Source organism: Cyanobium sp. HWJ4-Hawea (genome assembly GCF_024345815.1).
GTDB lineage: Bacteria > Cyanobacteriota > Cyanobacteriia > PCC-6307 > Cyanobiaceae > Cyanobium_A.
Genome location: NZ_JAGQBV010000001.1, coordinates 34802 through 53828, shown reverse-complemented (window position 1 = coordinate 53828; position 19027 = coordinate 34802). Strand labels below are relative to the sequence as shown.

At 58.4% G+C, this 19027-nt stretch carries 22 protein-coding genes; 5 read left to right on the top strand and 17 right to left on the bottom strand.

The genetic code is table 11. The annotated features are described in order from the left end of the window. Positions 1 to 27 precede the first annotated feature (27 nt). The 6 genes from KBY58_RS00300 to KBY58_RS12930 form a co-directional block, all read right to left on the bottom strand. Positions 28 to 609 carry an IMS domain-containing protein gene (locus KBY58_RS00300; protein ID WP_255002192.1) on the bottom strand — a complete coding sequence of 194 codons (582 nt, stop codon included), beginning with the start codon at positions 607 to 609 and terminating at the stop codon, positions 28 to 30. A gap of 36 nt (positions 610 to 645) precedes the next feature. Continuing rightward, positions 646 to 1659 (bottom strand): hypothetical protein, encoded by a 1014-nt coding sequence (locus KBY58_RS00295; RefSeq protein ID WP_255002191.1) that lies wholly within the window; start codon positions 1657 to 1659, stop codon positions 646 to 648. Between the two features lie 153 nt (positions 1660 to 1812). Next, entirely contained in the window at positions 1813 to 2586 is a 774-nt protein-coding gene (locus KBY58_RS00290; protein ID WP_255002190.1) for a hypothetical protein, read from the bottom strand. 521 nt (positions 2587 to 3107) lie between these two features. Next, complete coding sequence (locus KBY58_RS00285; RefSeq protein WP_255002189.1) at positions 3108 to 3719, bottom strand: hypothetical protein; 612 nt, start codon at positions 3717 to 3719, stop codon at positions 3108 to 3110. A 407-nt stretch (positions 3720 to 4126) separates the two neighbouring features. Then, positions 4127 to 5035, bottom strand: coding sequence for a DnaB-like helicase C-terminal domain-containing protein (locus KBY58_RS00280; protein ID WP_255002188.1), 909 nt, complete (start codon positions 5033 to 5035; stop codon positions 4127 to 4129). Positions 5036 to 5348: 313 nt separating this feature from the next. Continuing rightward, complete coding sequence (locus tag KBY58_RS12930) at positions 5349 to 6059, bottom strand: M48 family metalloprotease (protein ID WP_255002187.1); 711 nt, start codon at positions 6057 to 6059, stop codon at positions 5349 to 5351. A gap of 374 nt (positions 6060 to 6433) precedes the next feature. Here KBY58_RS12930 and KBY58_RS00270 point away from each other — a divergent pair, with 374 nt between their 5' ends. Further along, positions 6434 to 7312 (top strand): mechanosensitive ion channel family protein, encoded by an 879-nt coding sequence (locus KBY58_RS00270; RefSeq protein ID WP_255002186.1) that lies wholly within the window; start codon positions 6434 to 6436, stop codon positions 7310 to 7312. On the opposite strand, the gene KBY58_RS00265 is transcribed toward KBY58_RS00270, so the two are convergent. The 10 genes from KBY58_RS00265 to sppA form a co-directional block, all read right to left on the bottom strand. Beyond that, positions 7309 to 7488, bottom strand: a complete 180-nt coding sequence (locus tag KBY58_RS00265) for a hypothetical protein (protein WP_255002185.1) — start codon at positions 7486 to 7488, stop codon at positions 7309 to 7311. The two genes, KBY58_RS00270 and KBY58_RS00265, sit on opposite strands and share 4 nt — an antisense overlap. A gap of 90 nt (positions 7489 to 7578) precedes the next feature. After that, positions 7579 to 9066, bottom strand: coding sequence for an AAA family ATPase (locus KBY58_RS00260; protein ID WP_255002184.1), 1488 nt, complete (start codon positions 9064 to 9066; stop codon positions 7579 to 7581). Positions 9067 to 9079: 13 nt separating this feature from the next. Next, complete coding sequence (locus tag KBY58_RS00255; protein ID WP_255002183.1) at positions 9080 to 9592, bottom strand: YceD family protein; 513 nt, start codon at positions 9590 to 9592, stop codon at positions 9080 to 9082. Between the two features lie 17 nt (positions 9593 to 9609). Next, the gene (gene yidC, locus KBY58_RS00250; RefSeq protein ID WP_254932879.1) at positions 9610 to 10740 is read right to left on the bottom strand and encodes a membrane protein insertase YidC; all 1131 of its coding nucleotides are present in this window, start codon (positions 10738 to 10740) and stop codon (positions 9610 to 9612) included. 68 nt (positions 10741 to 10808) lie between these two features. Next, complete coding sequence (locus tag KBY58_RS00245) at positions 10809 to 11207, bottom strand: PH domain-containing protein (protein ID WP_255002182.1); 399 nt, start codon at positions 11205 to 11207, stop codon at positions 10809 to 10811. Further along, positions 11204 to 11587 (bottom strand): ribonuclease P protein component, encoded by a 384-nt coding sequence (gene rnpA, locus KBY58_RS00240; protein ID WP_254932881.1) that lies wholly within the window; start codon positions 11585 to 11587, stop codon positions 11204 to 11206. The genes KBY58_RS00245 and rnpA overlap by 4 nt, the downstream gene beginning before the upstream one ends. Before the next feature lie 4 nt (positions 11588 to 11591). Further along, positions 11592 to 11729: a 50S ribosomal protein L34 gene (rpmH, locus tag KBY58_RS00235; RefSeq protein ID WP_006170261.1), complete on the bottom strand. Its 138-nt coding sequence runs from the start codon at positions 11727 to 11729 to the stop codon at positions 11592 to 11594. Positions 11730 to 11811: 82 nt separating this feature from the next. Next, positions 11812 to 12399, bottom strand: coding sequence for a DUF2808 domain-containing protein (locus KBY58_RS00230; protein WP_255002181.1), 588 nt, complete (start codon positions 12397 to 12399; stop codon positions 11812 to 11814). 71 nt (positions 12400 to 12470) lie between these two features. Then, complete coding sequence (gene aroH / locus KBY58_RS00225; RefSeq protein WP_255002180.1) at positions 12471 to 12845, bottom strand: chorismate mutase; 375 nt, start codon at positions 12843 to 12845, stop codon at positions 12471 to 12473. Further along, positions 12842 to 13654, bottom strand: a complete 813-nt coding sequence (sppA, locus tag KBY58_RS00220) for a signal peptide peptidase SppA (RefSeq protein WP_255002179.1) — start codon at positions 13652 to 13654, stop codon at positions 12842 to 12844. The genes aroH and sppA overlap by 4 nt, the downstream gene beginning before the upstream one ends. Before the next feature lie 9 nt (positions 13655 to 13663). On the opposite strand from sppA, the gene KBY58_RS00215 reads away from it, so the two are divergent. The 3 genes from KBY58_RS00215 to KBY58_RS00205 all read left to right on the top strand — a co-directional run bounded on the left by KBY58_RS00215 (position 13664) and on the right by KBY58_RS00205 (position 17602). Further along, positions 13664 to 14638, top strand: coding sequence for a DMT family transporter (locus KBY58_RS00215; protein ID WP_255002178.1), 975 nt, complete (start codon positions 13664 to 13666; stop codon positions 14636 to 14638). Then, complete coding sequence (locus tag KBY58_RS00210; protein ID WP_255002176.1) at positions 14638 to 15711, top strand: glycosyltransferase; 1074 nt, start codon at positions 14638 to 14640, stop codon at positions 15709 to 15711. Before KBY58_RS00215 ends, KBY58_RS00210 begins: the two co-directional genes overlap by 1 nt. A gap of 91 nt (positions 15712 to 15802) precedes the next feature. Next, complete coding sequence (locus tag KBY58_RS00205) at positions 15803 to 17602, top strand: glycosyltransferase family 39 protein (protein WP_315858006.1); 1800 nt, start codon at positions 15803 to 15805, stop codon at positions 17600 to 17602. Positions 17603 to 17608: 6 nt separating this feature from the next. On the opposite strand, the gene KBY58_RS00200 is transcribed toward KBY58_RS00205, so the two are convergent. Beyond that, entirely contained in the window at positions 17609 to 18157 is a 549-nt protein-coding gene (locus tag KBY58_RS00200) for a DUF721 domain-containing protein (RefSeq protein WP_255002175.1), read from the bottom strand. A 67-nt stretch (positions 18158 to 18224) separates the two neighbouring features. On the opposite strand from KBY58_RS00200, the gene KBY58_RS00195 reads away from it, so the two are divergent. Next, positions 18225 to 19004 carry a PspA/IM30 family protein gene (locus KBY58_RS00195; RefSeq protein WP_255002174.1) on the top strand — a complete coding sequence of 260 codons (780 nt, stop codon included), beginning with the start codon at positions 18225 to 18227 and terminating at the stop codon, positions 19002 to 19004. Positions 19005 to 19027: the final 23 nt, after the last annotated feature.

Genomic DNA, 19027 nt, shown 5'->3' with positions numbered 1-19027 from the left:
TTAACGGTCAAATGAGGTGTTTGCAATTTAAACTTTTTCGTAGTTCCATATTTTCCATCTACCTCCCTCCTCGGCGAAGATATATTTAAAGTTGGCCGTATTCGAGGATGGTCGATAGATACCCGGACCACTAAGAATATCTTGGTACTTCACTCTTACAACGATACTTGGGTTGGTTACATGCTGAGAATCAAATGAGACAACTTGTTTAATTGTTGTTTCCTGGTAGGTGTAGTTTTGATTGTTGTTTTTAAGCCAAGCAACAGGCCCATCTACTTTGTTTAGATCAGACCAAAGGGGACCCGCTGCTACTGAATCAGAAGCAGCGGCCGCATCATAAGGTGATGCAAAAATCCTAGAGCGTACTCCCCACCACTCTTCAATCACAGACCTGGCTGTTTGTTCGGTTATTTGTTCGTTTGGCACAATTTTAGCCTGACTAACCGTAGGCGAACCTCCAGTATTTTGGACCACACTAGAATAAATGATTGCTAGGCCTATCAGGCCAAGTGGGTAACCAATAGCGATCAAAAATAGCGCTGTTTGATTCGAGAAACCTCTCGAAGCCATTGTTTTACTGACCTTAATCATGCGTTGATGCAGGTTCACTGTTTTGATTTAGGCCAATTTTTTAAGTGATAGTACTTAATTATACTGACGTAAATCATTCTCATTTTCATTGTCAACCGAGCCTTCCTTCTTTAATGTGTATGTTACCCCGTCACACTCCGCTCTGTAGTTTACAAATCCACTGAAACGACCGTCTGGATAGTCGCGCCTGATCCAACCAACTGTAGAGCGGACCTCTGGGCTTGAGCTTACAACCTTAAAGCCCTCGGCGGTATACGCCGCAACATTTGAATATTGTTGTTCCCTGCACCAGGTACCAGCATTCATATTGGCTTCATTACTTTCACTGCTAATTTGCCAATTGTAACGATAAGTGCCTGCAAATTCCCATATTTGAAATTCAGAAGAATTGGCCTTGATAAGATCTTCTCGAGCAGCTTGCATGATCAGATTTTCATTGCCGGTAAGGGTGCTTGTTGTTAATCCAGACAAAAGCTGATATATGCCATATGTTGAATGTTCCTTGGTCTTTATTGCATTATACAGAAATAGATTAAAATTCTTTTGCCCTAAGCTGGGATTTAAAAATGACAGGTTATTTCGTCTTTCCATCAAGTATTCAACTGGTATATTGTTTGCCGCAGTTTGCACCTTGGCTATCTGAGCACTTGGCTTGCAGATTGCCTTCCATGGCTTCACTCCCTTCGCTCCGTACTTTACCTCAAGACCCAGTGATTCATGCTTGAATATTATATTTCCAATGTATGCATTGGGGTTGGAAGCGTTGAGTTCAAATTCTTTATTATCAGCTTTTTCTATGGACATTCCGAGTAATAGCCAGTTTTTGGGTATTGAGTTTGTTTCTTTACTTACAAGGTAGCTGTTGCGCCCCCACTTCCGGCTTGGATTCACTATCAAGTATTCTGGCCCTGACTTTAAGATATACTCGATATCTTGATCTGAACTACAGCTGTACAGCTCGATTTTCCTTTTGCTGCCTAGACCTAGGATTAAACCCGCAGCGACTACCCCGGCTGAAATAGCCCTTGCTCCCACGGCCGCAACAAACTGTGGCTTGAGCAATTTCATTTTTACGGGGTCCTTGCACGGCCCTTCCAGGTTCTTGTCATTATACATTCTACTCACCCGAAGCTACTACTTTTTCTTACTTTTGGTATTACAATGTTTCTCTTCTTTTATCAGTATTTTTAAACTTTGATTAGCATTTGTCATCTTTATCCATCACCGTGGAAACAAATAGGACGTGTTTTCAAGGCCCACTGGTGTCTTGGGCCCAAAGCTTTCGCTTGTTTGAAAGCGTGACATGATTCCCGGTTGTTTTGCATTTTTGTCGATCATGAAGTGACCGGCTGCAGCCCATCCTGATGTTGTCTCTGCTTGATTATCCCTGAAAGAAAAGCTGAATGTTCGGGTTCCATCTGGTTCTTTGTTGATATTTAAAATTTCTATCATGCCACGTATGGTTACACTTTCACCCTTTGCTGTATCTTCAAATTTGTAGTTTGCACTGCCTTTTTCGCTCGTAACTAAGCTTGCTAATCCATAGATACAAAAGTTGCCTTTTTTATTGCATAAGTTGTTTGTCACTAGAAGGTCGATACCAGTAAAATAAACCTGTTCTTGGCTTGATGACGAGGGATCGGTTGTCGGCCTTGATGATTTATCGTTATCTGGATTTTCCAATAATTTTGTTTTTTCCCCTTCAATCTCACCAGTCACGGTGTTTTCAGCCTTATTTCCTTCGCTTGCAACTTGGAGAATCAAAGCAAGAAAAGCCAAGAGCAGAATTACTCCGAGTAAGACAATTGATCGTGTCTCTTGTGTATTTACTTCTCTGTGATTCCCTGGCATTTTTTTATATTCTTGTTTCGGTTCTTTGAGGCTTTTGGATTCCGAAATGCTTGATTTTTCTTTGATACTGTCCAGTTTATTGAGTAGCTCATTTGTCTCCCTAAGCACCTGGTCCAGGCTTGCCTCTTCGTTGTTGGTGTTCATCCAGTCCTTTCTCCTTCCTTGGATCTCGTCCCTGAATCATACTTTTAAATGAGCTCTTAACGCAAGGCTCTTTCGTAGTTTTTTTTCCACTACTTCCCTGCTTTTTTGTTTTCTTACCTTGCTGGTTTTCGTCTATTCAATAGACATACTTTAACCCAACCCGACTTGTTGATTTTCCTTGGATAATCTTCGCCAGTTTTTCTGCTATCCTTTTTTTCTTATACTAGTTCTATCTGCTAGTATAATTACTTTTCTTTATGTTCTTATTGCCTAGGCTTTTTGTTGAACCGGCGATTTTTACTCGTCTATTGCTGACATTCATCGATTCAATCGTTCCCTTAATATTACAGAAAGTTTATTAGTGTCGCACAGCCTAATGCACGGTTGCTCTGCCATGCATCTAAACATTTTCTTCATTATTTTTAGCGATAGATGCTATTGTTGGGATCCTTGTCCTGCGCTATTAATGTTTTTCGCTTTATAAATTTATATAGCTGCTGCTAATTTTGATTTTCATTGTTTTACCCTACGCCTAGGATTGAGTCGAGTATCATGGATGGTATTGCCACACACAACGAAATAAGCAGACCATAAATTATTGATTTTCCTTTTGGAATTTCGACAATTTCATGCTGAGCTGCCATGTATCTTAGGTATGGTAGGTAAACTCCATAAGCAAGAGATATTGAAATACTTATTAACCCTGATATGTCTGCTTTGATTAATGATGATATAATCGAGCCCATAATATAGCTTATCCCTGTAACGTAAAAGTAGCTCCACTCTCTTATCTGTGTGCACACTGCAAAAGGAAAAAAGAAGCCTATCCAGGAGAAGCCTGCGGGATTTCTTATGAGGCTTAGATTAAAATTTATTCCTGATGGTCTCGTTAGAACGGGAAATGCTTTTAGCGTCTTGTCAAGTGTATACCCTTCAAGTATTAATTGTTCAATTATATAAAGATTTTGCCACATCTCATGGCTAATCGAAGTCTTGTTTTTAGTTTTTTCTTTGGGCTTTCCAACTTCATCAAGTCTCTCGAGGAGGTCGTCTGTCTCTTCTCCTACTTGAATTAGCTTCCCAAGCCCCTGGTTTTTGTCCATTTTCTTCGTGCCTCCTGATTTGTGGTTCATTTTCGGATCTTAGTTTAGTTTCGTGGTTTTTGCAATTTTTTCTCGCGTTACCAGTTTACTGTAGTCGATGCCTAAGTTTTTCTGCCGTTATCCTATGTTGTATGAATACTTAGGTAGCCCTGCCTGAGCACCTTGATGCGGTCCAGCATTACCTCCGTAGCCGTCGTGCGACTGCGTCTAAGCTCCTCCAATAGGCCCCGGTTCAGCTGATCCCACCCTAAATTGGCCGTGAACCACTGGATTCGTGAGAGCGACTGCCACGCAGGCCGTCGTTCTAGAACAATGTCACCGGCCGTGCTGCCTGCCACCCATACCCTGGTGGTTTCGCCTGGCTGCAGCACTCGATAGTGCACTTGCAGTTTGTTTATCGGGAGGCCTATGTTCATCACTGAGACATGAGGTGATGCTCAGGCAGACTGCAGAATAGGCTCCTCCTTCCGAGTGAGCAAGAAACGCGAAAACTGCGGTTCAAAGTCAAGTCTCACTGTTCCGACAGGGTTATCTGTGTTTTTTAGGAAAATCAACTCGACCTGGTTTCGCGCGGCTGAATCCGCATTCCAGTACTCATCACGATGCAGAACGGCGATCACGTGGGCGTAGGTCTGCATCGCGGCCACACAAGGCAAATCATTGAGTAGTGGTCGATGGTCATATCGCAGCTCCGCATGCGGAGGTATCTGGCACAACAGGATCAAGCAGAGATCAAGCTCTACCGCCAGCTTTCTATGTTCTTGCAATAAAGGCCTCAGATCCTGGTCGCCGGCATGCTGCAATTGTGGTAAGAGCTGCAGGTGATCGAGGATCAGCACCATTGGGGCGCTGCAACTCTGATCACGCAGTTCAGCACATCGCTGTCGAATGGCATCTGGGAAGCAAGCAGAGCTATCCATAAAGAAAAGCGACGCTGAGCTAATCGCGGCGATCGCATCCCCCAGCAGGGGCCATTCACTTTCGGTCAGGCGTGGGCCACGAATGCGGCAGCTCTCTATCCCGCACATCGAAGCCAGCATCCGCGGCAACAGCTCGTGAGCCGGTGAGTCGCAGGCGCCATAAAGCACCGTCGCATGCGAATGGAGGCTCATATTGCGTGCCAGGTTGAGAGCAAGGGCTGTCTTGCCCATCCCAGTGGAGCCGGCTAGAACCATCAAGGATCCCCGTCGCAACCCTTGGGTAATGGCGTCGATCTCAGAAAAGTGCGTCTGGATGTGGCGATCCAAAAAAGTGGGTAGAGCACCCCTGGCGTGGGATCTTTTCTCGAGTCCCTCAAGGAGTTCTGCCGACAGTGCGGCACTGCTTTGCATGTCCGTCCCTTCCATGACACCTCAGCCTCAGTGGTATACCTTCGCACCGGCCATGGGGTTATGCCAGAGCTGCTGTCTTGCAGCGGTTCTCACCGTCAAATTCGGGGCCAGCAGAACGGCCTGCCTCACCAGCCTGCGGGAAGCTACGCCTCCCTGCTATCCAACGTTCATTTGGTTGAGTGGCTTTGCCAAAATGGTAGGCCGCTCTTGAGGAGTTGCACAGAATCCTGTTTCCATGCGTAGTGCTCCAGCCCATGCCAATCACAAACCCACCAAGCACAAACCAAAGAATGTTAAGCAATAAACGCAGCATCTCCTTGCCGATTTGTCAGGGTTTTGTAGGAATAAAGCTGAGCAGGTTATCGGCGGGGCTGTAGGTTAAATGGCCCTTGGTGGGGTTTGATTTGGCGGGAGGATTTTTTTCGAGCTTTTCATAAAAAGCAGCGAGAGCTTTTATGCGCTCGTCGTAGCCGGGGTGGGTGGAATCGGATTCGGTGGCGCTGCCGTCACCACTTGACTTGTGCAAGAACACAAGGTCATCGACGCAGATTCGACCCTTGTAGCCAGCTCTAGCCATCATTACGGCCGAATCGCGATCGGCCTCAAGCTCCTGTTCGCGGGATTTGGCATAGCTCAATTCTCCTTTAGTCTTATCGGGTGCGGACCGGATCGTGTTATTACTGTAATAGTTGGCCATGAACACATGGTTGCGCTGGATGTGAGCAATCTCGTGGGCCACCGTGCACCCCAACCAGCCGATATGACGACCATAGATGCGGAAGGCGGTGCGGGGAACTTCGATTGTTCCGCTTGAGGTAGACCAGGCGCCTATGTCACCAAGCGTATAACTCTGACGACCGATCTCATCCCAATCCTTGCCGTAGCTCTTGTAGGGGTTGAGCTGGGCGAAGAAGTCGCAATCCGCTTCCTTGCAATAGCCACGCATCTGGGCCAAGGTGCCTGCGTAAGAGCCGTTGTTGATCGAAAGGCCAATCGGGCTTGTACCCAAATCGTTATGGGCAGCCAGACGGCTAACCACCGCTTGAAGGGTTTGGTACTCAGCTGGCAGGGGTGGATTCGCTTTTCGCCAAGCCACCACTCCCAAGGCAATTAAACCCAGCCCCAAGGCCGCTAGCCCCACTGCCCTAGAGCCTTTTGGCAGAGAAGCACTTAACCAGGGAGGTAGGGTCACAGCTGGGGGCTCAAAGGCGATGGCTCTGCCCCCAGATTGCAGCCTGCTCTAGGCAGATGCTCGTTATTCATGCCAACACCAGGAAAGTGCAACACGTTCGTTTCTCTAAGTTGACATGTCTGGTTGAGTACTAGGCCTAGTAGGTCTTGTTGGCTAGGGCTGGGAGCTTGCTTCTGCCCAAAGGATTCCGACAAGGCAGACCAAAACCAGTTGCCTTCAGCATGGCCCATCCATGCTGGGGGTGCTTTGTCGCCCTTGCTTCCGTGATTCCAGGCTCGCTTGCCCTGCCCGATCTGGTGCTGCTGGTGGCCAATGCGCTGGTGCCTTTTCTGTTCAAGCTCCTGGGGGCCGTGGCCCTTTGGGTTGTGGGCGGTTGGTTGATTCACCTGGCGGTGCGGGTGCTGCGCAAGGGCCTGCGCCACAGCAGCCTGGACCTAACCGTGGCCGGCTACCTGGTGGCCATCCTCTCGGCGGTGCTGAGGGTGATCCTGGTGGTGGCGATATTGGGCTTCTTTGGCATACCCACCGCCAGTTTTGCGGCCCTGCTCGCCGGCGCTGGCGTGGCAATTGGTGCCGCCTGGAGCGGCATGTTGGGCAATTTTGCCGCGGGTGTGTTTCTGCAGTTGTTTCGGCCCTTCAGCGTCGGAGATGTGATCTGCGCGGCTGGTGTAACCGGCACCGTTGAGGAAATTGCCATGTTTTCTACCTCAATTCTGGGCCCCGATCACGTCCGCAACATTGTTCCTAACGGCAAGCTATTTGGAGATACGATTCAAAATTTTTCAGCCCATCCCTACCGGCGTGTGGAGATTTTTGCCCAGCTTGATCACAGCGCTGATCTAGATCGGGCAATCTTGCTGATTCGCGAGGGCCTAGGCCAGGTTGCCAACCAGATGCCTGGTCTGGAGCCGGAAGTGGCTGTATTTGAGCTAAATGATCGGGGCCCAAAGTTGGTGGTGCGTCCGTTTACACCAAACGCCCACTACGTCCAGGTTTTATTTGACACCAATCGGATGCTGGTGGAGGTGTTGGGCCGCAATGGCTTTCCTATCCCGAAGCTGCAGCTGGCAATGGTGGCTGAAGCAGAGAACGCCAGTTAGAGGATTTGGCCGACCCCTACTGCGGCAACGGCTGAAAACAGGGTGATTCCCAGGGCCGTAAGGGGGTTCTGCCCCTGGGCCACCGCCACCGAGGTCACAACTCCGGCGCCGAGGCAGGCCACCGCCAATTGGCTGGTGATCTCTTGGTGCGACCGGGGGCTGGGGGTGGGGGTCACGGCAGGGCGAGCGAGTTGGATCGACCGTAGGGGCGTTGGCCAGGTCTGCCATCGCCGCGATGGGTTCTTGTTACCTGGAGTTTGAGTTCGTTACTCAGCGCAATCTGGGCCGCTGGCCGGCCGGGCCCTGCCGCCACTGGCCCATTGGTGCAGAACATCGAGTTGTTCCTTGGCCGTGCGCGAAAGCGGCACCAGTTGGCTGGCGGCTGCAATCAAGTCGGCTTCCCCGAAGTCGCGCCGCTCGGCAAAGGCCAGGTGCATCGCTTCGATCACGGTTTGCTCCAGTTCGGCGCCGGAAAAACCGATCGTGCGATCGGCCAGCACCTCCAGCGGGATCGCGTGTGCTGGTCGCCGTCGCCTCAGCTGGAGATCGAGGATTGCCTTGCGTTCGGCGGTGCTCGGTAACTCCAGCAGGAAGATTTCGTCGAAGCGGCCCTTGCGCAGTAGTTCGCCCGGCAGGCGTTCAACCCCGTTGGCTGTTGCCACCACAAACACCGCACTGGTTTTCTCCGCCATCCAGGTGAGCAGGCTGGCCAGCACCCTTTGGCTGGTGCCGCCATCGCTGCGGGAGTCGCCGCCGAAACCCTTGTCGATTTCGTCGATCCAGAGCACGCAGGGGGCCATGGCCTCGGCCCGTTGAATCATGTCGCGGGTGCGGGCTTCGCTGGCGCCCACCAGGCCGGCAAATAGGCGGCCCACGTCAAGCCTCAACAGGGGCATCGCCCAGCTGTGGGCAATGGCCTTGGCGGTGAGCGATTTACCCGTGCCCTGGGGACCCACCAGCAGGACGCCCCGGGGCAGGGGCAGGCCAAACCGCTGGGCCTCCTCGCTGAAGGCCATGTGCCGTTGGGCAAGCCATTGCTTCAGGGCCGCCAGCCCACCCATGTCGGCGGTGCTGGCGCTGCTGGGGCAGTACTCGAGCAGGTCGCTTTGGGCAATCGCCTGGCGTTTTTCCTCCAGCACCTCCGCCAGGTCGCCGATGCCCAGCTGGCCATGGCGGGCCAGGGCCCTGGCGGCCAATTGGCGCACCCTTTGCTCACTGAGGCCATGGCAGGCGGCCGTCAGCTGGCTGAGGATTTCCTCTGCCAGGGGTGTGCCGCCGGCTGAGGCAATTGCGCTGAGCAGCTGGCCAATTTCTGCCGCATCGGGCAGCGGCAGCTCCAGGACGCTGATGCAATCCTCCAGTTCCCTGGGCAGCTGCCAGTCGGGGGCGCTGATGACCAGGGTGTGGGGCACCTGGCGCAGGCTGGTGGCCAGGTTGCGCAGGCGCCGGCAGATGCCGACGTCATCGCAGTAGCGATGGAAATCGCGCAGCAGCAGGATCGCCCCCTGCTCGGGGGGCATGGCGTCGATGCAGGAAAGGGCCGCCATCGGATTGCGGGCTGCCTCCCCCTGGCGATTGGGGGCGCCGCCCAGGCCGTCGATGAAATCCCAGCGCAGCAGGGTGCGGCCCCCCAGCCGCTGGGCAGCCGCCTCTAGCAACCGCTCCACCCGCTCCTCCTCCAGGCTGCGAATCCAGAGGATCGGCGTGCGCGACCTGATCAATAGGTCCAGCTGGTCGGCCCAGGCCAAGCTCACGGTTGTAGAGGGCTCATGGTTTTAGTTGCCCCAGGGCGGCCCAGCGCGGATCTTGGCTTGGGCCCACACTTTCCCAGGCGCCGGGTCCGGGGCAGGCGGCGCCGCAGTTGCTTACCAGGGGAATCTGCAGGCTGAGCTGCTCATACACCCATTGCTCCGGATCAAAATTTCCGCGGGGATCCAGGTGTTCGCTCACCGCCGCATCAATCGATGCCCCCTCCAGCTCAAATACCTCGCCCCCATCGAGGGGGGGCTCTTCGAGGGAAATAACTTCGCTGGCCTTGGCCCGCAGCGGCTGGTTGTACTGCTGGAGGCAGCGGTCGCAGCAAAGGCTGATCTCCGTGGCCATTTCCCCTTCCACCTCCAGCAGATTGCCCCGGTGTCTGGCGCTGAGCTTGCCCCGCACCGGCCTGAGGCTGTCCAGGCCATCGATGGGCTGGTCGATCTGCCAATGGTGGCTTTGATCTAGGAGCTTCAGCTCCTGGATTGGCATGGGCCGCAGGGGGGGGATGGCAGAGGCGCTCAACTTGCTTCGGGGCCGAGTTACTTCTTGCCCTTTGGTTCAAAAGGCAGGCGATTTGCCCCGCCTGCTGTGACCGTGACGGTTTGCTGGGTGAGCTGTTGGTCGAGGATTGCCTGCAGGTTGTCGGGCAGGGCCTCCCGGGAGAGCAGGAAGGTTTGCAGCGCCTGGAAGATGTTGGCGATCACCATGTAGAGCAGCACCCCCGCTGGTAGGGGGAAAAACAGGAACATGCCCGTGATCATTACCGGCGTGATCTTGTTGGCCGTGGACTGCTGGGGGTTGGCGGGCATGCCCATGCCAGAAAGGATCTGGGATGCAAACAGGCTGGCGCCAAAGCCGGCCACCAGGATTGCGATATCCCAGTTGACGGCCCCATCGGTCATGAAGCCGACCTGGCCGAGGGCCTTGATAAACAGGAAGCCGCTGCGGGCCGCCAGGCCTGGAATCTTGGCTTCCACCGTGGCATCACCCGTGCCCAGGGCGGTAATGCTGCCGTTTTGGTCCACACTCACCACGCCTTCGCCCTTGGTGATGCTCCAGGTGGGCTCGAAGGCATCAGCGCCTTCAATCCCCTTCAGCACGGAGCTGAAGCTGTCGCCCGTTTTGGTGTGCAGCTGCACCTGAACCTTGTCTCCCACGCCGATCTTGGTGCCCTGCTCGAGGCTGGCGATCACCGGCACGTGGTTTGTTTCGGTGACAAAAATCGAGTGGCTGGCGCTGTTGAACGGCTTGGGCTCCACCGCTGCGATTTGCTCGGCCGGCAGCACCTTGAGGTTCAAGGTGTAGGGCACATCGGCAAACGGTGATCCCCTCAGGGTGGCGAATAGGGCAAACAGGATCGGCATCTGCACCACCAGGGGCAGGCAGCCGGCCAGGGGGCTGCCGAATTCCTTCATCAAACCCCCCAGCTCCTCCTGCTGTTTCTGGGGGTTGCTGGCGTATTTGGCCTTGATCTCAGCCTGGCGCTTCTGCATCACCGGCTGGGCAATGCGCATGCGCCTTGCATTGCGAATCGAGCCGGCACTGAGGGGGAACAGCGCCAGGCGAATCACCACCGTGAGGGCAATGATCGCCAGCCCGTAGCTGGGCACCAATCCATAGAAGAAATCGAGGATTGGCAGCAGCAGGTTGTCGGAGATGTAGCCGATCACGGCGAGTGGGGGCTTGGGGTAAGGAGGCGGTGGGGCCAGTGTGCCCGACCAGGGGGTTGAAATGCGGTTTAGGCGGCCATGCCCTTGGGGGCAGCAGCTTTTTTGGCGGCCCGCTGCTGCTCGATGAACTCCTCCAGGCCCCGGAAGTTGGGCACTGAACGCATTTCCAGCTTGGAGCCATCGTTGAGCACCACGACCATGTCGCCCCAAAAGCCGAAGCCCCGGCTGACACTGCGGAGTTCGCGGATTTGGCTGTAGACCACCTGGGTGCGGTCGCGACCTAGCCAGCCACCGTTGACCTCAATGCGGCGACTGGTGATCCGATAGCGCAGCCACAGGGCCCGCACGATCGCACCCACCGCAAAGGGAATGCCGATCAGGGTCAGGCCCAGCAGCAGGTTGAAGATCAGGTCTCCCTTGGCTGGTCCACCTTCGTAGAAGACCGATTCTTGGATCTCTGCGCTCATGGGATTAGGCCGGCTTGCTGCAGAAGTTGGTTGCATTCTCCCAGGAGGTCTGCGCTTTCGCGTTCGGCACTGCCGGGTTTGAGGCTGATCAGTAGCCATAGGGCCTTTTGCTGCTCCTGGCCGACCAGCCCCAGGAGGTGGCTGTGGAGCAGGCGCCGTAGCCGGTTGCGCTGCACAGAGCGCTTGTGGACCTTGCTGCTCACCACCACGCCGCAACGCCACGGACTGGCTGGTGCCTGGCGCTGGCTGAGGGGCAGCAGGGCGGGCCTGGCTTCGAGCAACCTGAGCATCAAAAAAGGGCCGTTGTATTTGCGGCCCTTTTGATACAAGCAATCGAAAACCTTTTGTCCCTTTAGCCGGTGGCGTTGGGGCAGGGCCAAGGCCCTAAACGGCCAGGCGGGCGCGGCCGCGGCGGCGGCGGGTGCGGATCACTCGGCGGCCGGTGTGGCTGCGCATCCGCACACGAAAACCTGATACGCGCTTGCGTTTGCGGCTAGTGCCTTCCAGGGTGCGCTTGGTCATGGTCTCTAACTCGCTCCTCTTGTCGCGGCTTGAATGGGCGTAGGGGCCAACCTATCAGGCTGCCCCTGCTGACTTGTGGGGCCTAGTTGCTGGGGGGCTCCAGCTGGATCAACCAGCTGCCCAGGTAGCCAGCGATCGGAATGTCACCCGGTGCCTGGGCTAGGGCATTGAACTGATACATGCCCGGATTAAAGGGGTTGAAGATCTGCATGTAGACCCCAATCGTGCCTTCGTCGGAGACGGGGGTGTTGGGGAACACCTCGATCGCATTGCCCTTATCGGCTAGCTCAATGGTGGCGGGGATGTCCTTCTCGCAGCGGGTGCGCTTGAGCATGCCCCCCTCACTCATCTTGCAAAGCTTGATTTGCTTGGTATCAATCTTGGCGTCGAAATATTTGGGGATAGTGATGCTGAGCTTGAGGATTGCCGTCTTGCGATCCTTCGGTTTGAGGATGAAGTAGTAGTCAGCTCGAGCTAGCGGCCTGGCATTGCTGACGAAGTAGTAGAGCTTTTTGTAGTCCTTGTCGGCGTCCCAGCGGAATTCCATCACGCTCGGGGTGGTCTGGGCCTGGGCGGCTGGCAGCAGCAGGGGGGCCAGGCCCGTGGCCGGGAGGGCGCCGGCACCCAGGGCACAGGCACCAATGGCCAAAAGGCGATTACGTAAACCCATGGGGCAAGCCCGAGAAGTAACCAGATTCTCATCAGCTCCCGTGCCCCAAGGCGCGGCCGGTGGTCGGCGCCTTAGCTGGCGCGGTCTGGCCTGAGCTGGGCTGCCCCGCGCAGGTAGGGGTGAATCGCCGGTTGATTGCCATCCATCCAGGCATGGGCCAGCAGGCGAATGCAGCGGGGCAAGTCGCCTTTAACGGCCATTTGCTGGCAATCCAACAGGGCCACCCCTTCCCAGCCCGGCCTGCGCCGGGCGATGGCGGCAGGAAAGCAGGCATCCAGATCTGCGGTCACGGAAAAGGTGACCGAGAGCAGCTCGGGGCCGTTGAGCCGGTTGCGCTCGACCAGGGCCTCCACAAGCTCGGTTACGGCCACTTCGATGGCTTCAGCGCTATTGGCAGCGGCCGTGGTGGCACCGCGCAGGGCCCGCAGTTGGGAAGCTGAATTCATGGCCGGTAAAGCCAAAGGGGTTGGCCGCTCCAGGCCATTTCCAGGCTGAGGGCCTGGCCGATCGCCCTCAATTGGCTACGGCCCGGTATCAGCCCGCCAAAGCGTTTTGGCGGAGCTCCAAAGGTGATGGGCTTGCTCTTTTCCGGATCTAGCCCGGCCAATTCGGCGGCCAGGCGCCTGGCGGTTTCCTCGTCGCCCAGTTGGTCGACCAGGCCCAGCTCCTTGGCCTGGGCACCGGTGAAGACCCTGCCATCGGCAAAGCTCCGCACCACCTGCTGGTCCAAGCCCCGGCCCGTCGCCACTGCTTCCACAAATTGGCTGTAGCTGGAATCGATCAGGCCCTGGAGCAGGTCGCGCTCGGCGCCGGTCAGGGCCCGATCCGGCGAAAGGATGTCTTTGAAAATGCCGCTTTTGACGGTTTCAAAGCTCACTCCCAACCTCTCCAACAGCTTGGAGAGGTTGTTGCCCCGCAGGATCACCCCGATGGAACCGGTGATGGTGCCCGGGTTGGCCACGATTTGGTCTGCGGCAACGCCCACGTAGACCCCGCCGGAGGCCGAAATGTTGCCAAAGCTGGCCACCACCTTGCAGCCCTTTCCCTTCAGGCGCAGCAGGGCGCTGTGGATTTCCTGGCTATCTCCCACGGTGCCGCCGGGGCTGTCGATGCGCAGGAGCAGGGCGGGGCATTCCCTTTCCTGCACTTGTTTGATTGCCTTCAGAACCCGGGTGCGGGTGGCACCTGCAATGGGCCCCTCGATCGCTATCCGCGCCATGGCGCGACGGGTTTTGCGGCGCCAGGGCCAGAGCATTGCGTCAGGATGAAGTGGTTGGATCTTAAAAAGAACCCCCCCGGGCCCTTGCTGCGCGCCATTGCCATGCTTTTGCCCTTTGCCCTTTGGGGCACGGCAATGGCGGCGATGAGACCCTTGCTCGAGGGCACCAGCCCTTTGATGCTGGCCAGTTTGAGGCTGCTGCCGGCCGGCGTGCTGGTGCTGCTGGCGGCCCTGGCCCTGGGCCGTTCCTGGCGCATTGATCCCCTGGATTGGCCCTGGCTGATTGCCTTTGCCCTGGTGGATGGCAGCATTTTTCAGGGCTTGCTGGCCCGGGGCCTGGGCCAAACCGGAGCTGGGTTGGGCTCGGTCTTGATCGACTCCCAGCCCTTACTCGTGGCCCTCTTGGCCCGCAGCCTGTTTGGAGAAGCGATCAATCCGGTGGGTTGGATTGGCCTGATGCTGGGCCTGCTGGCCATCCTTTGCCTGGGGCTGCCGGCTCCGCTGCTGCGCCACTGGTGGCTGGATGGTCCGGTGGCGGTTGGTGCCCAGGCCTGGAGCCACGGAGAACTTTGGATGCTGGGGGCGGCGGCCGCCATGGCGCTGGGCACGGTGTTGAGCCGCTATGCCGCCCGCCGCAGTGATCCTGTGGCGATTACGGGCTGGCACATGGTGCTGGGGGCCATTCCCCTTTTGATCGGCACCATTGCCCTGCCCCCGGCCCAGGGGTTTTTGCCCGCCTGGACTGGCCTCCAATGGGGCCTGATGGCCTACGCGGCAGTTTTTGGCAGTGCCCTGGCCTACGGCCTGTTCTTTTGGTTTGCCAGCAGCGGTGACCTCACCGGCTTCACCGCCCTCACTTTTTTGACGCCCGTATTTGCCCTGCTTTGCGGGGTATGGCTGCTGGATGAAAGCCTGCTGCCCTTCCAGTGGCTCGGAGTGGCCCTGGCCCTGGTTTCGGTGCTGCTGATCAATCGGCGCCAGCAGCTTTGGCAGGGCAGCCCAGCGGCGGGGCAGCCCTGATGAGGATCCTGGTGGTGAGCACCCCGGTGGGCCCCCTGGGCAGTGGCCGCGGCGGCGGTGTGGAGCTCACAGCTACGGCATTGGTGGCTGGCCTGCTGGGGCGGGGCCACCAGGTCACGGTGCTGGCGCCCGAGGGCTCCCAGCTGGCCGTTGCTTGCGCCGGGGCCCGGCTCTGGTGCGTTGCCGGCGAATTCCAACCCAGTTGCCAACACCAGGAGCAAAATGACCAAATCGTGATCCCTGCCGATGGGGTCTTGGCACATCTTTGGCGTAGAGCCCTGGCGGAGCAGGCAGGCTTTGAGGTGATCCTCAACCTTGCCTACGACTGGCTTCCCCTCTGGCTCACCCCCCACACCCAAACGCCATTGGCCCACCTGGTGAGCATGGGTTCGGTGGGCAAGGCGATCGACAGCCAGATCGCTGAAATCAGTCGTCTTTGTCCGGAGCACCTGGCCTTCCATACCGCCAGCCAGGCGGCGGATTTTGATTTGGCCCAGCCACCGCGATTGGTGGGAAACGGCTTTGATCTGACGCGCTACAACTTTGTGGCCAAGCCCCTGCAGCAGCTGGGTTGGGCCGGTCGGATTGCCCCTGAAAAGGGCCTGGAGGATGGGGCCTGGGTGGCGGCCCAGCTGGGGCTGCCGCTGCACGTGTGGGGCTACCGGGAAGATGGGGCCTATGCAGATGCCGTGGAGGCATCGGTGCCGCCAGGAACCATCTGCTGGCGTGGTTTTCTGGCCACGGAGTTGCTCCAGGCCGAGCTGGGCCGCTGCCTTTTGCTGCTCAACACCCCGAAATGGAACGAGGCCTTCGGCAATGTGCTGGTGGAGGCGATGGCCTGTGGGGTGCCCGTGGCTGCCTACGCCCGTGGCGGCCCCGCCGAACTGGTGCAGGAGGGTTTAAACGGGGCCCTTTGCCCGCACGACGATCGCCAAGCCCTGGTGGCTGCTGCCCGGCGGGCGATGGCGGTGGATAGGGCCAGCTGCAGGGCCTGGGTGGAGCAGCATGCCTCCCAGGCCGCTTTTGCGGCCCGCATCGAGGCCTGGCTGGAGGGGCTGGCCTGCCGCGACTGACCTGTCCCGACTACCCCAACTACTGGGCGCCATAGGTTGGGTGGCTAGCTGTTTTGAGCCCAGTCCACTGGTTTTGCCCCCAGCATCTGGTTTGAGTCAGGCCCCCGAGGCCCCATCGCCCGTAGCCCGGTCCCTGCGGCTTTGGGTGTTGGCGGCCACAACCCTGCTTGGGGTTGTCATTTTTTTGTGGCGATTGGGCAGTAGCGGCCTGGTGGACGAAACCCCACCGCTGTTTGCCGCTGCGGCCCGCGCCATGGCCGAATCCGGCGATTGGCTGATCCCCCGGGTCAATGGCTTGCCCCGCTACGACAAGCCGCCCCTGGTCTATTGGGCCATGGGCTTTTTCTATGTCCTCCCGGGCCAAGAGCACTGGAATCCCCTGGGCACTTGGGCGGCCCGGCTGCCCTCCGCCCTTGCCAGCATCAGCGTGATGCTGGGCCTGGCCCAGACGCTATTGCGCTGGCCCCAGCAGGGCCAGCGGCAGGCCCTTACCGCCCTGGCTGCGGCCCTGGCCTTTGCCCTCTCGCCCCTGGTGCTGCTCTGGGGCCGCATTGCCGTCAGTGATGCCCTGTTTTCAGGCTGTCTGGCCTGGAGCTTGTTGCTCAGCTGGCGGACCTATGCCGGTGCTCGCCGCTGGTGGGCCTGTTGGTTGGTGCTGGGTTTGGCGGTGCTGGCAAAGGGGCCGGTGGCGTTGATCCTTTTTGGCCTGACCCTGGCCCTATTTGGCGGCCTGCAGCGCGATTGGCGGGGCCTGGTCAGAAAGCTCAAGCCCCTACGCGGCCTGCTGATAACTGCCCTGGTGGCCCTGCCCTGGTACGGGCTGGCCGTTGTTGTGGAAGGTGAAGCCTTCGTGGCTAGCTTTTTCGGCTACCACAACCTCCAGCGCTTCACGGTGGTGGTGAACCACCACCTGCAGCCCTGGTGGTTTTTTGGCCCCGTGCTGGTGATCGCCAGCTTGCCCTTCACGCCCCTATTGCTGCTTGGTCTGGCCCAGGCCCTGGCCTGCTGGCGACGGCCCGTTCAGGCTGGCCCCCCAGCCCTTTCCCTGCAGCGCTTTGCCGCCTGCTGGCTGCTGGCGGTGCTGTTGTTTTTCACCTTGGCGGCGACCAAGCTCCCCAGCTACTGGATCCCTGCCACGCCAGCGGCGGGCCTGTTGGTGGCCCTCGCCGCCCCCCAGGCCAAGCGTTGGGCCTGGGGAGCGACCGTGGCCCTCGCTGGGGTGTTTTGCCTAGCCTGGGCTGCCGCACCGAGCTGGCTCCCCCTAATCCACGAACCGGAAATGCCAGCCCTGGCCCAGGAGCTGCTGGCGGCTGGATGGTTGCCCTGGGCCTCTGGGCTCTATGGCCTGGCTGTTGGGTTGGCTTTGCTGGGCCTACGCCGCGATGGCGCCATCGCCCTGCTGGGTCTGCAGCTCCCCCTGGTGGCCTTTGTGCCGCTGGCGCTTATGCCTGCCTGGCAGGTGGGGGATCAGCTGCGGGGTCTGCCCGTGCGCCAAATGGCCCAACAGGTGCTGCGTCAGCGCGGGCCCCAGGAACCCCTGGCGATGGTTGGGATCATGAAGCCCTCGCTCCACTACTACGGGCGCCAGGTGGTGCTCTACGAGGGGGCCGAGCCGGTGGGCTTGATAAACCTGGCCGACCGCTTGGCCAGGGAGGGGCGCCAGGGGCTGGTGCCCAGCGCTGCCGCGCCCGGTTCAACCGTGCTGCTGGTGATTGACCAGGGCACCGCCGCCCGGTTGCCATGGCGGGCCGTTCCCCACCAGCAATTGGCCAGCCAGGGCCTCTATCGGCTCTGGCGGATCCAGCGGACCGATCTCCAGGGCCAGGCCGAGCTGCTGCTCCAGGGCGGCCAACGCCCCGATTGGGACCTGCCCAGGCCTGAGCGCTACTAGGTCAAATCAGCCATGCCCTGGCAGGTCAGCTGTTTCCTGGAGGTGAGAGCGGCGGCAAAAACTGCAGTGGCCCCAGAGGGCCATTTCGCCCGCCGGTGCCGGGCTACCGCATTGCGGGCAGCTGCCCATCCCATGCACGTCCACCCGGCTGGGGTGCTGGGCCCATACCTGGGCTTCCTCCTCGCCCCCTGGGGTGCCTGGCCCCTGGCTGTGGTGCTGCTCAAAGCGCAGGTCCCGCACCGAAAAGCCCTTAGCCCGCAGGGACCCCAGCAGCTGGTGGCGGTTGTATTGGAGGGCCTGGAGCCAGGGCCCTGGGCCCGCCCCCACGGTGAGGAGGCCCCCCTGGAGCCTTAGGGGCCGGCAGTGGGGCGCCAGTTGGGGGCCAGCAATCGCGGGCCAGGCTTTCCAAAGGGCACCGAGGTGGTCGGCCTGTTGCCAGCGTTTTTGCAGGCTTTCCAGGCAGTTGGCCAGGCCACTGGCGGGCGCCCTGGGCGGTGCCATTAGGTAGGAGAGATTGCCCACCTGGCGGGTTTGTTCGCGGGGCGCCTTGGCCATTTCTGGAGGCTAGGCCCGTTTTGGTTAGCCTCATGGTCTGCAATCACCTTTTGGCGCAGTTGCATCCATGGGTTTTTTTGAACGTCTGAGCCGGCTGATCCGCTCGAATGCCAATGCGGTCCTGGGTGCCGCTGAGGATCCCTCCAAAATCCTCGACCAGTCGGTGGCCGACATGCAGGCCGACCTGGTGAAGTTGCGCCAGGCGGTGGCGACGGCAATTGCCAGCCAAAAGCGCATTGGCAACCAGGCTGAACAGGCCCAGGAACAGAGCCAGACCTGGTATTCCAGGGCGGAGTTGGCCCTCCAAAAAGGGGAGGAGGACCTCGCCCGCGAAGCGTTGGCCCGTCGCAAGACCTGCCAGGACACAGCCCTGGCCCTAACCGGCCAGCTCAACAGCCAGGCCGGCCAGGTTGAGAGCCTGAAGAAAAGCCTGCTCGCCCTTGAGGGCAAGATCTCCGAGGCCAAGACCAAAAAGGACATGCTCAAGGCCCGGGCCCAGGCGGCCCAGGCCCAGGTGCAACTCCAGAGCGCCGTGGGCCAGTTGGGTACCACCGGCGCCATGGCGGCCTTTGAGCGCATGGAGGAAAAGGTGGAGATGCTGGAGGCCAGCAGTGCCGCCGCCGGCGAACTGGCCGGGGCCGACCTCGAAAGTCAATTTGCGGCCCTGGAGGGGGCACCCGAAGTGGATTCGGAACTGGCGGCCATGAAGCAGCGCCTCTCCGGCGGCAGCCACCAGGTGTCCTTGCCCGCCGCTTCTGCCCCCCTGGCGGATGGGGTTCAAAAGGTCAAGGTCAGCGAGGTGGACATGGAGCTCGAGGCCCTCAAGCGCTCGATCAGCGAGAACTGATCCATACAATCGACTGAGCAAAG

What these genes read in the sequence shown, in the direction of transcription:
- KBY58_RS00295 (WP_255002191.1), bottom strand. Translation starts at nt 1,659, where the DNA reads ATGAAATTGCTCAAGCCACAGTTTGTTGCGGCCGTGGGAGCAAGGGCT.
- KBY58_RS00290 (WP_255002190.1), bottom strand. Translation starts at nt 2,586, where the DNA reads ATGAACACCAACAACGAAGAGGCAAGCCTGGACCAGGTGCTTAGGGAG.
- KBY58_RS00285 (WP_255002189.1), bottom strand. Translation starts at nt 3,719, where the DNA reads ATGAACCACAAATCAGGAGGCACGAAGAAAATGGACAAAAACCAGGGG.
- KBY58_RS00280 (WP_255002188.1), bottom strand. Translation starts at nt 5,035, where the DNA reads ATGGAAGGGACGGACATGCAAAGCAGTGCCGCACTGTCGGCAGAACTC.
- KBY58_RS00270 (WP_255002186.1), top strand. Translation starts at nt 6,434, where the DNA reads ATGGCCCATCCATGCTGGGGGTGCTTTGTCGCCCTTGCTTCCGTGATT.
- KBY58_RS00245 (WP_255002182.1), bottom strand. Translation starts at nt 11,207, where the DNA reads ATGAGCGCAGAGATCCAAGAATCGGTCTTCTACGAAGGTGGACCAGCC.
- rpmH (WP_006170261.1), bottom strand. Translation starts at nt 11,729, where the DNA reads ATGACCAAGCGCACCCTGGAAGGCACTAGCCGCAAACGCAAGCGCGTA.
- KBY58_RS00230 (WP_255002181.1), bottom strand. Translation starts at nt 12,399, where the DNA reads ATGGGTTTACGTAATCGCCTTTTGGCCATTGGTGCCTGTGCCCTGGGT.
- aroH (WP_255002180.1), bottom strand. Translation starts at nt 12,845, where the DNA reads ATGAATTCAGCTTCCCAACTGCGGGCCCTGCGCGGTGCCACCACGGCC.
- sppA (WP_255002179.1), bottom strand. Translation starts at nt 13,654, where the DNA reads ATGCTCTGGCCCTGGCGCCGCAAAACCCGTCGCGCCATGGCGCGGATA.
- KBY58_RS00215 (WP_255002178.1), top strand. Translation starts at nt 13,664, where the DNA reads ATGAAGTGGTTGGATCTTAAAAAGAACCCCCCCGGGCCCTTGCTGCGC.
- KBY58_RS00210 (WP_255002176.1), top strand. Translation starts at nt 14,638, where the DNA reads ATGAGGATCCTGGTGGTGAGCACCCCGGTGGGCCCCCTGGGCAGTGGC.
- KBY58_RS00200 (WP_255002175.1), bottom strand. Translation starts at nt 18,157, where the DNA reads ATGGCCAAGGCGCCCCGCGAACAAACCCGCCAGGTGGGCAATCTCTCC.
- KBY58_RS00195 (WP_255002174.1), top strand. Translation starts at nt 18,225, where the DNA reads ATGGGTTTTTTTGAACGTCTGAGCCGGCTGATCCGCTCGAATGCCAAT.